Source organism: Winogradskyella pacifica, from assembly GCF_013403915.1.
GTDB classification, from domain to species: domain Bacteria; phylum Bacteroidota; class Bacteroidia; order Flavobacteriales; family Flavobacteriaceae; genus Winogradskyella; species Winogradskyella pacifica.
This window is the reverse complement of record NZ_JABFDI010000015.1, coordinates 62,873-75,969: the sequence shown is the minus strand read 5'-3', so window position 1 is coordinate 75,969 and position 13,097 is coordinate 62,873. Positions and strand designations below refer to the sequence as shown.

The window sequence follows — 13,097 nt, the reverse complement described above, 5'->3', positions numbered from 1 at the left end:
GAAAAAATTACTGTGTTAATTTAAAATTTGACTCACTACTCTAAAAAGTATGGTAGTTGGTGCAATTACTAAACTTATATAGAATATATATTTTCCGTGTCTTCTGTCGTTCTCAGCATAAGTGTGAATCTTCTGTCCATCTGGTAGGGTTTTTTTAGATGTCCATAAAAAATAACCGATTATTAAGCCTAGAAAACCGCCTAAAACAGCAAAAAAGTAGCCTGCAATAATCCAAGGTTTTTGGTTGCCCTCAGGTTCAGCTAATTGTTTTAAGCGTTCATTTTTTAGAGAATTTAGTAATTCTTTATCAATCGGTTTGCCTCTTTGAATTAATATTTTTTGAGCTAATGTATAGTCAAAAGCATTCCATTCGTCAGACTTTAATAAAATGTCATAAAGTTCTTCATCTGTGAATTTAAACAAATAATAATCTTTATCTATAGTTTCAATTAAGTTCTCGACTTCTTTTTCGAGAATGCTTTCAGCTTTTTGAAAGTCGGTTTGTTTAATCCGGACTTCAATCTCATTCTGTAAAGTGTTTCCTGTGAACGTAACATCAACAGAAGGTGCATTGTCGTCAAGTATGGTTTCTATGCCGTTTTCATTCAACAAAGCTTTTAATTCTGAGGCTTGTTCTAAACTTTGGAATTTCCTAAATATCGAATAATTGTCTTCCATTGCTAAGTTTGTTGATTTGCTATTAATGTGAATTCTATTTATTTATGCGAACACTATTCGGTACCAAAACAGTATAGTCACCATCATTCCTTAATACATCGCGCACAATAGATGACGAAATAAATGAAGTTTTAGCTGCGGTTAATAAGAATACAGTTTCAATTTTTGATAGTTTTCTATTGGTATGTGCTATGGCTTTTTCGAACTCAAAATCAGCAGGATTTCTTAAGCCTCTTAGTATAAATTGTGCATCAATTTCTTTACAAAAATCAATAGTTAAGCCTTTATAAGTAACTACTTTTACTTTAGGTTCATCTTTAAATGTTTCTTCAATAAATGCTTTTCTTTCCTCTAAAGAAAACATGTATTTTTTTTCGGCATTAATACCAATAGCTACAACAACTTCATCGAACAATTTAATGCCACGCAGTATAATATCGTGGTGACCGTTTGTAATAGGATCAAAGGATCCTGGGAATATTGCGCGTTTCATAAACTTAGTTTTAATATTTCTGTACTAATCGGAAATAGTTATAATTTCAAATATAATTATTATTTCTTCAAAGCTTCTTCAATGGCATTTCCAAATAAGTCATTTAGGCTAATACCAGCTTCCGTTGCTTGCTTAGGTAATATGCTTTCTTTAGTTAAGCCAGGAACCGTGTTTACTTCTAATAGATAAGGTTCGTCATTTTTAAAAATAAATTCACTTCTAGAAAAGCCTTTCATTTTTAAAATTTCATATATTTTTTTAGCTTCGGTTCTTACTTTGTTGGCATAATCTTCAGATATACGTGCCGGAGTAATTTCTTGTGATTGCCCCAAATATTTAGCTTCATAATCAAAGAAATCATTTTCAGAAACGATTTCTGTGATCGGTAAAACGAGAGTTTCAGATGTATACGAAATTACACCAACAGAAACTTCAACACCATCTAAAAACTGCTCAATAATAATTTCATTGTCTTCTTTAAAAGAGTTGTCAATGGCGGTTTGTAAATCTTCTTTCTTATACACTTTAGAAATTCCAAAACTACTACCAGCTTTGTTGGCCTTAACAAAACAAGGGAGTCCAACTTTAGCAATTATAGCATCTTCATTAATGGAGTCGCCAAAATTAAGATAATAGCTTTCGGCCGTTTTAATGCCGTAAGGTTTTAAAGCCGCTAACAAATCGCGCTTATTAAAAGTTAATGCTGCTTGGTACATTGAGCAGCTGGTTTGTGGCATTCCTAATAATTCAAAATAGGCTTGCATATAACCATCTTCACCTGGCGAACCATGGATCGCATTAAAAACACAATCGAACTCAATTTTTGTTTCGTTTACTAAAACGGAAAAATTATTTTTATCTATCGGAAATTCTTCGTCCAAATCATTAACAAAAACCCATTTATCTTTAAAAATATGAATGCGATATGCATTGTATTTATCTTTGTCTAGAGCGTCAAAAACAACGTTGCCACTCTTAAGGGAGATCTTGTATTCACTAGAATAACCGCCCATTATAATTGCAATATTTTTCTTCATTATTTAGTTTAAAAATGCTACTGTGTAAAAGTATCATTTATTTTCAATAATCTAATTCTCTAATTCATACGTATTTTATTTTTGTGTCGTTATTATTTCTTAGTTTTGTCAACAATTATTTTCATATGAGTTTTGTTAAGTTTCTTACTAGTAAAGTGTTTTTTAAACAACTGGCATTAGCCCTTATAGCCCTTGTGGTGATTTGTTTTATAGCCCTAAAATGGTTAAGTGTAACCACTAATCATGGTGAGTTTATAATTGTACCAGATTTAAAGGGTAAATCTTTAGAGACTGTTGGTATCGAATTAAAGGATCATGATTTAGCCATGGAAATACAAGATTCTGCAAATTATAATCCAAAATATCCTAAGTATTCTGTTATTGAACAAAACCCAATTGCAGGATCACAAGTAAAGGAAAATCGCAAAATATATTTAATCTTAAACCCTTCTGGTTACCGTAAAGTCGAAGTGCCAAATATTTTAAAACGTACGTTTAGACAGGCTAAACCTCAATTAGAAGCTTTAGAATTCGAAATAGGAGACATCACCTATAAAGATGCCATTGGTGAAGGTGTTATTTCTATGTCTCACAAAGGTAAAACATTAAAACCAGGTACATCATTACCCTTAACTTCTAAGATAGACTTGGTGGTAGGAAACGGTAAACTATAATTAAAATAATGCCAAATATTTCTGATATCTCAGACCAAGACGAAAACGAATTATACGAGCATCACGCTTTTAAAGTTGTTGCAGGTCAACAACCACTTCGTATCGATAAATACTTAATGAATTTTATAGAAAACGCTACGCGTAATAAAATTCAGGCTGCCGCAAAAGACGGTAGTATTTTTGTGAATGACGTTCCTGTTAAGTCCAATTACAAAGTAAAGCCTAACGATTATATCACTGTTAAATTTGAACATCCCCCGCACGAGAATCTTCTTGTTGCTGAAGATATTCCTATCGATGTGGTGTATGAGGATGATGATTTGCTTGTGGTGAATAAACCTGCAGGTATGGTTGTACACCCAGGGCACGGTAATTATTCTGGGACTTTAATAAATGCACTTATTTTTCATTTCGAAAATTTGCCTAATAACTCTAGTGAAAGACCAGGTTTGGTTCATAGAATTGATAAAGATACCAGTGGGTTATTAGTAGTCGCAAAGACCGAACTAGCCATGGCTCATCTGTCTAATCAGTTTGCTAAAAAAACGAGTGAGCGCGAATATGTTGCCATTGTTTGGGGTAATGTAGAAGAAGAGGAAGGTACTATTGAAGGTAATATTGGTCGCCATCCAAAGAACAGATTACAAAATACAGTGTTCTTAGATGATGAAGACGAACAAGGAAAACCAGCCGTAACACATTATAAAGTTCTTGAGCGTTTAGGTTATGTCACTTTAGTAACTTGTAAGCTTGAAACTGGTCGTACCCACCAAATACGTGTTCATATGAAACATATTGGTCACACTTTATTTAACGATGAACGTTATGGTGGAGAGCGTATTTTAAAAGGGACTACATTTACTAAATATAAGCAGTTTGTAGATAACTGTTTTAAAATTTTGCCACGCCAAGCTTTACATGCTAAAACATTAGGGTTTGTACATCCAACGACAAATGAATTCATGAGATTTGAATCTGAAGTTCCTGATGATATGACGCAATGTATTGAGAAATGGAGGCATTATGCCAAGCATGCCAAAGACTAATAGTTTTATAGCGTTTCATTTTTATTACACGTTTAAAAAAAATATTAAAACGTGTAATAAAAAGGATGCCATTTCCATCCTTAACGCGCCTTACAATAAGTCCTGCATAAAGATTAACTAAAAATGCACTATTTTTCTAATGGTGCATTTTTAGTTATAGGTGCTTTATAGTTAAGCTTTATAACACTATCAATATTAGTTTTCACTATTGTTAGAAATTTTTTCATTTACATCGTATTTTTACAATGAGAAAGAAAAATTGTTTAACCTTTAATGAGACACGTGCTTTAATGAGTGTTGATTTAAATTTAAAGAGATACCCACTTTTGTGGGCATTATTATGAAACTAGTACTATCACCAGCAAAATCGTTAGACTTCGACACTAAATTACCAACTTCTAAAACTACAGAAGGAGTGTTTTTAGACGAGGCAGAACGATTAAATAAAGTATTAAAAAAGAAGTCCGCAAAGCATTTGTCTGCGCTTATGCACATATCAGATAATTTAGGTCAATTAAATTATGAGCGCAATCAGGAATGGGAATTACCATTTACAAAAGATAATGCACGGCAAGCTATTTACGCGTTTAGCGGAGATGTGTACAGAGGATTAGATGCGTATACGATTGATACCGAAAAGTTAGATAAAGTAGAAGATACTGTTAGGATCCTTTCAGGATTATATGGTGTATTAAAACCCTTAGATTTAATGCAGCCCTACCGACTAGAAATGGGAACAAAAATGCCAGTTGGTAAAAATAAAAACCTTTACGAATTTTGGAAAAAGAAAGTGACAAAGGCTTTAAATGAGGAGTTAGACGACGACGAAATTTTCCTGAATTTAGCAAGTCAAGAGTATTTTAAAGCCATAGATACAAAAGCCTTAAAAGTACCCGTAATCAATATTGCTTTTAAAGAATTTAAAAACGACAAGTATAAAATTATAGCCATTTTTGCAAAATTGGCCAGAGGTTTAATGGCGAGATATATCATTGATACCGACGCAAAAACTCTAGATGATATTAAAGGTTTTAATTACGAGAACTATGGTTTTAGCGAAGAATTATCTTCAGAAAATGAATTAGTGTTTACACGATAAATTATAATATAAAGAACTAATTTCACACATATGTTTTATTACTTAATTGTTGCCCTTCAGGCATTTTGTATTTATCACGCTTATAAAAATAGTAAACCTTATTATTGGTATTTTGTTGTGCTTTTTATTCCTGTTATTGGTTCATTAATCTACATTATCACTCAGGTGTATAACCAGAATAATGCAGAAAAAATACAAGAAGAAATCACCACGGTTCTTAATCCCACGAAAAGGATAAAGGATTTAGAAAAGAAACTCGAGTTTGTAGATACTTACACTAACAGAATAGAGTTGGCAGATGCCTATTTTTCCAATAAAGATATTCCTAATGCGATTATAAGCTATAAGAAAACATTAGAAGATACCGTTCAAGATGATTTATATGCACGGCAGAATTTGATGTTGTGTTATTTTCAACTCAAGGATTATAACGCCGTCATTGAACAGGCAGAATTTATAAAAGATAAATCGGAATTTAAAGGTTCAAAACAGCAATTTTGCTATGGTTTAGCTTTAAACGAATTGGGTAAACCCGATGAAGCTGAAGCACAATTAAAACAAATAGACAGACCGTACTCTAATTATGCAGAACGTTTAGAGCTTGCAAAATTTTATGTAGAAAATAATAGAACTTCCGAAGGAAAGGAACTGTTAAATGAGATTTCTACCGAGTCTCTGCGCTTAACGAAACCTAACCGAAAACTTTACGGAGCAACGATTGTTGAGGTTGAGCGTATGTTGTCTGCTTTGTAAAGGGGCTTTATAAGAATATCTGAATCTGGACATCTAATTAAATAGAAGAAAAAAACTGACTATCAAAATAGTTATATTCCTGTAATTTAAATCTAGGTCTATGTAATAATAATAGACAAAAAAATCTTCAGTTCGCTCTACATGATTCAGGGTATAATAGCACATGTCAAAACCCAACAGTTATAAATCGGTAATCACAATGTGTTACCCATGCGTAGCAAATATTTCAATTAGTCGTTAGTTTTATATAGATAGATTAAAGCGAATAAATATCAAATAACAATATCTTAGACTTTATAAAATGTACTATATATAATTTTTAAAACAATTAATTTATTACTACTAGTTCACTTTAATCATTTCTGTTAGAAAATTGTAGGTGTATTATAATTTTTCGATTTAACTATATAGATAAAAAGAATAAAATTCATAGATTGCTCACTTTTTGAGTATAACTTTATTTATGTCATTTCTACTCTACTACAACTAATTTAATTATATGGTTTTTAGTTCATTACTATTTGTCTTTTGTTTTTTACCTATAGTATTGCTTTTAAATAAAGTGCTACCCCGTAGTTGGAGAAACTACTTTCTATTAATTGTTAGTTTAACTTTTTATGCTATTGGTGAGGAGGAGCTAGTTTTAGTGATGATAAGTTCTATTATCGTTAATTATGTAGCTGGCGGATTGATAAATCGTTATAGAGACTCAGATAAAGCTCGATATTATCTAGGTATAGCTATATTTTTGAATTTAGGTGTGCTAATTTATTTTAAATACACAAATTTCATATTTGATCAATTTGCGTTTAAAATTGAAAATATTCATCTTCCTATTGGAATTTCGTTTTTCACCTTTCAAAGTATTTCTTATTTAATTGATGTTTATCGGGAGCCTACTTTATATCAAAAAAACCCATTTAAACTGGGTTTGTACATATCTTTGTTTCCGCAACTCATTGCAGGTCCTATAGTTAGGTATGCTGATATTGCCAAAGATATTTCATCGCGTACAGAAAGTGCAGAACTTTTTAAATCAGGTGTACTTCGTTTTGTTACTGGTTTAGCTAAAAAATTATTGATAGCTAATACCTTAGCACTTATAGCAGACACAGCTTTTTATATGCCAGCAGAGGAGTTGCCTTTAAGTATGGCATGGTTAGGTATTATTTGTTATACGCTTCAAATTTATTTTGATTTTTCAGGATATTCAGACATGGCTATTGGTTTAGGTAGGATGTTTGGATTTCGTTTTCTAGAAAACTTTAATTATCCTTATATTTCTAAAAGTATACAAGAATTTTGGAGAAGATGGCACATATCACTTTCTTCATGGTTCAGAGATTATGTGTATATACCTTTAGGTGGTAATAGATTAGGTGAAAGAAGAACGTATTTAAACCTTATTGGAGTGTTTCTTCTAACAGGTATTTGGCATGGAGCAAGTTGGAATTTTATAGTTTGGGGTTTATGGCATGGAGCTTTTATTTTGATTGAAAAATCGAGTAGCTTGCCAATAAATAATGCAGCTTTAAAGTCCGTATTAAGTAGAGTTTATCTGCTTTTTGTCGTAATGATTGGTTGGGTGTTTTTTAGAGCAGAAGACTTAAGTTATGCTCTTGAATATATTAAACACTTAGTATGGTATTCTTCTGAGAATACAAATTACTATGCTTTGTATTATGTAAATGCTAAATCTATTTTAGTTTTAATCTTAGCCATAATTATTTCTACGCCAATAAAAAGAATACTTCTTAGAAAACTAGATTCTAACACTTTCTTTGTAAATTATAAAGCCTATATTTTGCCATTGTATATTGGTGTTTTAATGATATTATGTACAATTGAAATGGCGTCTAATTCATTTAATCCTTTTATTTATTTTAGATTTTAATGAAAAGTAAATCATTTATTAAATTTTGTCTTTGGGTCATAGCATCAATTTTGATTTATCAAATCTTGTTGAGTACTGTTGCTCTGCTCTTTTCTTCTCAAATTACATCTGTAAAAGTTTATACTAACAGAAACACTAAAGGAGGGATTAATTTGTATTCTTTTGATCGTAAAGAGATAAAAGAGGACATTACCGTACTTAGTCAATTGCACGATTCAACAGATAATTTTTATAACTTTGAGTTGCCAAAGAAATTTAAAAATGATCGAATAAACCTTCATTTTTTAAATGATAAACAAAGAACAGCAGAGATTTTTGATATTCATTTGGTGAGTCCATACTATGATTTCAAAATTCAGAAGAAAAATCTTCCTGATTACCTGTTAGAATCTTCTCCTTGTTTAATTGTAGACGGCGAGTATGTATTCCAGAAAAAAGAGGGTAATGTTATAGCTCTTCACTTTTTACCATTCTCAGATATTATAAAAGAAAACATTAGGTATAAAACATTAGGTATATTAATACTTGGTTTAAGTATTTTAATTGTCTTTCTGTTCAAATACTTTAAAGTATTTAATAAAATAATTAAAAAAAGTGAGTCATCTGCACTATCTGTAAATGGGATTTTTATTTTAATTCTCTTTACACCAATGGTTATCTTTTTTATGCATTGGGATAATGAAGAGACGTCTGAAAACAGAAAGTTAAACTCTATAGATGATCTTAGGTCATATATGGATGTGATGTTTCCTTTCAAATCTTCGTTAGTTTATATGAATCATTTTATAAATGAAAAATTCTTTTTGGGACCTAATAATAGTAATAAAGTTGCGGTAGGTAAGGATGGATTTTTATATGTGTATGAGGAAGAAACAAGTTTAGCATTATATGATTTGAAAAGAAAATATTTGTCAGAGGCTGAATTAGATATTATAGAAAATCGTATTGTAAGTCATTATGACTATTGTGAAAAAAATGGGATTGAATATTTAAGGGTTATTTACCCTAATAAATTTGATATTTATACTGAAAACCTACCATTTGCTCTCCAATCAGCAATTAAAGATACTATTTCAAGAGGAGAACAAATTTCTAATAGATTATTAAGTAAAGGAATAGATGTTTTAAGTTTTAAAAACACTTTTGAACCTTATAAGTACAAAACTACTTATCGAAAAACGGATACACATTGGAATAATTTTGGTGGTTTTTTAGCTTATCAAGATGTTATGAATACCTTATATAAAAGGACTAATATAAAATCATACGAACCAACAAAACTTGAAGACTATACCTTTTTATATGAGTTAATTGAGTCGGGTGATATTATTACTAAGTTGGCTGATTACCCCTATAACATTTCAGATATGGGACCTGTTCTTTTTCCAAAATTTCCTTATGAGTACACAAAGGAAACAAATGACAAAAGATTGCCTTATGATTCAATGGTATTAAAAAACTCTAAAGCAAAAAGTGATAAAACACTTTTGATTTTTAGTGATTCGTACGTTATGGGACAGCGATTATTTTATGCGATGAATTTTCGTACTGTATATCATTTGAAAAATCAGGCTTTTAACAGAGACTTAATAGAGTTGCTTAAGCCAGATGTAATTATAGAAGGGTATGCAGAGACAACCAATAATAATTTAATTTATTGATCTCAAATTAGCAATGGACTTAAAGTTCTATGGATAGCGGATGTTATCTGATTTTTAATATCGTTTAAGTGTATTGTGATTGTCATCTATGATATGGTGATATAAAGTGCTTTAAACACTTCCGATCTAAAACGAAGTTGATAAATTTTTTAAATACCTGTTTTCGGGGATGAATACAAGTTCTACTATCCCTAAATTTGCGCATGTTTATTAAGCCCCAAAACATTTTTGTTTTTCTCTTTTTGTGCTATACTTCAATTTGTATAGCTCAAACAACTGCTGTTATTGACAGTGAAGACAAAAAAGTAAATCAGCTTTTTTACTATTTTAATAATGGTTCTGAAACCAAAGCATATCGGGAAGCTCACAAATCTTTGCGCACTTTTAAATCTAATAACGCCATAACCAATACCAATTTATTATTGGCTTACTACCATAATAGATATGTTGCTATAGATTCTTCTATTTATTATACACATCAAGCACTAAATAGTAAAAAGAATGTTAACGACTCTTTAGGCGTTAGACTAACCATATTATCTTACCAATTATTGGCTTTAAATAATAAAAACAAAGGCTTATATCAAGAAAGTAAAAAGTGGCATATTAAAGGAGCTGAACTCAGTGAAAAACATAATGAAACAAACCTATATTATACACATTTACACGGATTAGCTAGTACTTATGTTACTCTTGGTAAAACGGATGAGGCCTTAGAGCTTTTTGAAAAATGTATTAAGTTTTCTAATGATGAAGAACTTATTTTAGGAAGTTACATCAATTTAGGTTCTATTTATTCATCGCTTTCCAAATACGAAACATCTAATGCGTATTTACAGAAAGCAAAAGATATCTGTGAGAAGGATACTTATAAAAAACAAGCCTTAGTAAATGTTATTATTAATATAGGTGATAATTATTTAGGTAAAGGAGAAACAGATAAAGCACTTTTGGCTTTCTACGAAGCGAAAGATATAAGCAATGAAACTAGATCTTATAATTTAGAACTCATCATTTTAGGTAAAATAGGTGCTGTGCTATTTAATGAAGAAAGAGATAATGAAGCCCTTTTAATTTTTTCTAATACCTTAATTAAATCTGTCAATTTGGGTAATTTAGATATTGAGATGAATAGCTATCTTATGTTGGAAAAACTCTCACTTCGAAAAGGGGATCATCGCAGTGCATATAACTATGGAAAATACTATTACCAGATAAAAGATTCTATTGAGAATTCGCAAAGGCAACAAGAGATTAACAATTTAGAAGTTAAATTTAAAACGCTTGAAAAAGAAAAAACGATAAAAGTCTTACAGATAGAAAATCTTAATAAGAGTTTAAATATTAAGAACAAAGACGCAGATATAGAAAAGTATAAACTTCAAAAAGCTATAATAGCAAAACAAAATGAAAATCAGGTTTTGCAACTACAAAATGGTGTTGAAAAACGTAAAAATGAAATTGCATTACTTAAAGAAAAAGAAGCGTTAAAAGCTGTAGAGCTAGATAGAGAGAAGACCATTAAATATATTGTTCTCGTGGCGTTTTTTATTCTATTAATTCCTATTGTTGGACTTTTAGTTATCTACTATCAAAAATTACAAGCACAGAGTTTACTTAATTTAAAAGAAAAAGAGATTAACGAGCAGCAAGTCATTTCATTAAAAAAAGATCAAGAATTAAAGTTAATTAAAGCATCTGTTAGAGGTCAAGATCAAGAGCGTAAAAAAATAGCTCAAGAAATGCACGATAGTGTTGGTGGTAATTTGGCGGCTATAAAATTACAATTCAGTCAGCTTTATAATCACCCAGATAAACTGAAATTAATTTATAGTCAGTTAGATGATACTTATGAACAAGTACGAAACTTATCACATAACTTATTGCCAAAAAAAATTAGAGAGAACGATTTTGTTTTTCTAGTTAAAGAATACATCCATACGGTTGAAGACGCTAGTGAGATCACCATTAACCTTTCATTTTACGATGAGGAAAAAATCAATGCACTAAGTAAGATTTTACAAAACGAATTGTTTTCAATTTTTCAAGAATTAACAACCAATACACTTAAGTACGCAAAAGCAAAGACCATAGATATACAGTTAGATGTATTAAATGAATGTCTGTTTTTTGTTTATGAAGATGATGGTATTGGGTTTGATTTATCAATGATTACATTAGGCATAGGCTTAACAAATATAAAGAATAGGGTAGAAAATTATAACGGTATATTGCATATCGATTCTAAACCCAATAGAGGCACCAATATTAATATAGAAATTCCATTAAAAGCATAATTAAATGAAGCATAACCTCATTATAGCAGACGATCACAAAATGTTTTTAGATGGTTTATTAAGTATTCTAAATACAGAAAGTAGTTACAACATTTTATATACCGCAAAGCATGGTGGCCATGTTCAAAAATATATTTCGATAAATACGGAAGAAAAAATAGACCTTGTAATTACTGATGTTACAATGCCTGAAGTGGATGGTATTACTTTAAATAAGTGGATAAAGAATACGGATAGAAATATAAAGACATTGGTGGTTAGTATGCACAACACACCAGAAATTATAGATAGCCTTATTGAAAATAATGTAGATGGGTATCTTCAGAAAAATGCACAAAAGGAGGAATTCTTAAAAGCTATAGAAACCATTTTAGGAGGAGAGAAATATTTCTCTAAGGAAATTAAAGATATCTACCTTCAAAATAAATTTGAAAAGAATAAAGAAAAGGAAATTAAACTCACCAAACGAGAAGTAGAAGTCATCTCACTTATTGCTGAAGAGTTTACTACTCAAGAAATCGCAGATCAGTTGTTTTTAAGTAAGCATACTATTGAAAGCTACCGAAAGAACCTGATTACTAAGCTAAATGTTAGAAACCTCGCTGGACTTACAAAATACGCTATTAAAAAAGGCTATGTGTCTTAATAATATAAATATACTACCACCAATTATATACAAAGGTTCTATTTTATAATAGAACCTCTTTTTTACGGCTAATACTTTTGTTGCTTAAGCATTAGCGCTTTAAAATTTCAATATAAATACATTTTTAAAATAGGTTTTATGACTAAAGTGATTTTATCAACAAACATACAAATTCAAAAGGCATATAACTTGCTTTTGTTTAGTTAGTAACGTTTTAACACCCTGTTTACAGGGTATTGTTTTTCGCTAAAAACGGGGTTAAAACTAAGTAGCTATGGGTATAAATTTGCATAAGAAAATAAGAAACATTATAAAAAACTAAACGTGTTTCTATTACAAAACCAAACAAATTCTAACCATTAAAACAAAATTATGACTTTCGGAATTACACTTATTTTATTAAGTATCATCGCAGTACCATCTTTATTATTATCAAAAAAACCTAACGCAAAAGAATTGTTAGAAAAAATAGAACCTTACCAAGGTTGGATCGGACTTATTTTATGTTTTTATGGAGTTTGGGGTATTATTTTTTCCATTTTAAACTTAGGTTGGTTGACAACATTCCCTATCTGGTGGGCAACATTATTAGCCGGTAGTATTGTACAAGCTGTTCTAGGGTTTATGTTAGGATTTAGCCTTATTAACAAATACGTCTTGTCTAAAAATGACGCTGCAAAAGAAAAAGCTATAGCTCTTAGAGAGAAACTAGCTCCAAAACAAGGAAAGCTAGGTATTGTAGGGGTGTTTGTTGGTGGTTGGATGATCGTTGCTTCAATCCTTTTCTTTTAACCAATTCTTTTAAAATTTTAAAATCAA

12 protein-coding genes are annotated in these 13,097 nt (G+C 30.5%); 9 read left to right on the top strand and 3 right to left on the bottom strand.

The window, feature by feature from the left end:
• Window positions 1–15: 15 nt before the first annotated feature.
• The 3 genes from HM984_RS13425 to HM984_RS13415 are packed head-to-tail and all read right to left on the bottom strand — an operon-like array spanning window position 16 to window position 2,208.
• Complete coding sequence (locus tag HM984_RS13425; RefSeq protein WP_179349512.1) at window positions 16–678, bottom strand: hypothetical protein; 663 nt, start codon at window positions 676–678, stop codon at window positions 16–18.
• A 34-nt stretch (window positions 679–712) separates the two neighbouring features.
• Entirely contained in the window at window positions 713–1,171 is a 459-nt protein-coding gene (gene coaD, locus HM984_RS13420; RefSeq protein ID WP_179349511.1) for a pantetheine-phosphate adenylyltransferase, read from the bottom strand.
• 59 nt (window positions 1,172–1,230) lie between these two features.
• Entirely contained in the window at window positions 1,231–2,208 is a 978-nt protein-coding gene (locus HM984_RS13415; RefSeq protein ID WP_179349510.1) for a D-alanine--D-alanine ligase, read from the bottom strand.
• A 125-nt stretch (window positions 2,209–2,333) separates the two neighbouring features.
• Between HM984_RS13415 and HM984_RS13410 the strand changes: the two genes are divergently transcribed.
• The 9 genes from HM984_RS13410 to HM984_RS13370 all read left to right on the top strand — a co-directional run bounded on the left by HM984_RS13410 (window position 2,334) and on the right by HM984_RS13370 (window position 13,070).
• Window positions 2,334–2,882 (top strand): PASTA domain-containing protein, encoded by a 549-nt coding sequence (locus HM984_RS13410; protein WP_115809811.1) that lies wholly within the window; start codon window positions 2,334–2,336, stop codon window positions 2,880–2,882.
• Between the two features lie 8 nt (window positions 2,883–2,890).
• Window positions 2,891–3,928: an RluA family pseudouridine synthase gene (locus HM984_RS13405; RefSeq protein ID WP_115809813.1), complete on the top strand. Its 1,038-nt coding sequence runs from the start codon at window positions 2,891–2,893 to the stop codon at window positions 3,926–3,928.
• 340 nt (window positions 3,929–4,268) lie between these two features.
• Complete coding sequence (gene yaaA, locus HM984_RS13400; protein ID WP_115809815.1) at window positions 4,269–5,027, top strand: peroxide stress protein YaaA; 759 nt, start codon at window positions 4,269–4,271, stop codon at window positions 5,025–5,027.
• 30 nt (window positions 5,028–5,057) lie between these two features.
• Window positions 5,058–5,780: a TRAFs-binding domain-containing protein gene (locus HM984_RS13395; RefSeq protein ID WP_179349509.1), complete on the top strand. Its 723-nt coding sequence runs from the start codon at window positions 5,058–5,060 to the stop codon at window positions 5,778–5,780.
• Window positions 5,781–6,342: 562 nt separating this feature from the next.
• Window positions 6,343–7,674 (top strand): MBOAT family O-acyltransferase, encoded by a 1,332-nt coding sequence (locus HM984_RS13390; RefSeq protein ID WP_371312528.1) that lies wholly within the window; start codon window positions 6,343–6,345, stop codon window positions 7,672–7,674.
• Window positions 7,674–9,335, top strand: coding sequence for an alginate O-acetyltransferase AlgX-related protein (locus tag HM984_RS13385; protein WP_179349507.1), 1,662 nt, complete (start codon window positions 7,674–7,676; stop codon window positions 9,333–9,335). The genes HM984_RS13390 and HM984_RS13385 overlap by 1 nt, the downstream gene beginning before the upstream one ends.
• A gap of 374 nt (window positions 9,336–9,709) precedes the next feature.
• Window positions 9,710–11,632, top strand: a complete 1,923-nt coding sequence (locus tag HM984_RS13380; RefSeq protein WP_179349506.1) for an ATP-binding protein — start codon at window positions 9,710–9,712, stop codon at window positions 11,630–11,632.
• A gap of 4 nt (window positions 11,633–11,636) precedes the next feature.
• Window positions 11,637–12,278 carry a response regulator transcription factor gene (locus tag HM984_RS13375; protein ID WP_115809825.1) on the top strand — a complete coding sequence of 214 codons (642 nt, stop codon included), beginning with the start codon at window positions 11,637–11,639 and terminating at the stop codon, window positions 12,276–12,278.
• 372 nt (window positions 12,279–12,650) lie between these two features.
• Entirely contained in the window at window positions 12,651–13,070 is a 420-nt protein-coding gene (locus HM984_RS13370; protein WP_179349505.1) for a hypothetical protein, read from the top strand.
• Window positions 13,071–13,097: the final 27 nt, after the last annotated feature.

Coding starts and splice junctions, on each gene's coding strand:
- HM984_RS13425 (WP_179349512.1), bottom strand. CDS start 678: ATGGAAGACAATTATTCGATATTTAGGAAATTCCAAAGTTTAGAACAA.
- coaD (WP_179349511.1), bottom strand. CDS start 1,171: ATGAAACGCGCAATATTCCCAGGATCCTTTGATCCTATTACAAACGGT.
- HM984_RS13415 (WP_179349510.1), bottom strand. CDS start 2,208: ATGAAGAAAAATATTGCAATTATAATGGGCGGTTATTCTAGTGAATAC.
- HM984_RS13410 (WP_115809811.1), top strand. CDS start 2,334: ATGAGTTTTGTTAAGTTTCTTACTAGTAAAGTGTTTTTTAAACAACTG.
- HM984_RS13405 (WP_115809813.1), top strand. CDS start 2,891: ATGCCAAATATTTCTGATATCTCAGACCAAGACGAAAACGAATTATAC.
- yaaA (WP_115809815.1), top strand. CDS start 4,269: ATGAAACTAGTACTATCACCAGCAAAATCGTTAGACTTCGACACTAAA.
- HM984_RS13395 (WP_179349509.1), top strand. CDS start 5,058: ATGTTTTATTACTTAATTGTTGCCCTTCAGGCATTTTGTATTTATCAC.
- HM984_RS13385 (WP_179349507.1), top strand. CDS start 7,674: ATGAAAAGTAAATCATTTATTAAATTTTGTCTTTGGGTCATAGCATCA.
- HM984_RS13375 (WP_115809825.1), top strand. CDS start 11,637: ATGAAGCATAACCTCATTATAGCAGACGATCACAAAATGTTTTTAGAT.
- HM984_RS13370 (WP_179349505.1), top strand. CDS start 12,651: ATGACTTTCGGAATTACACTTATTTTATTAAGTATCATCGCAGTACCA.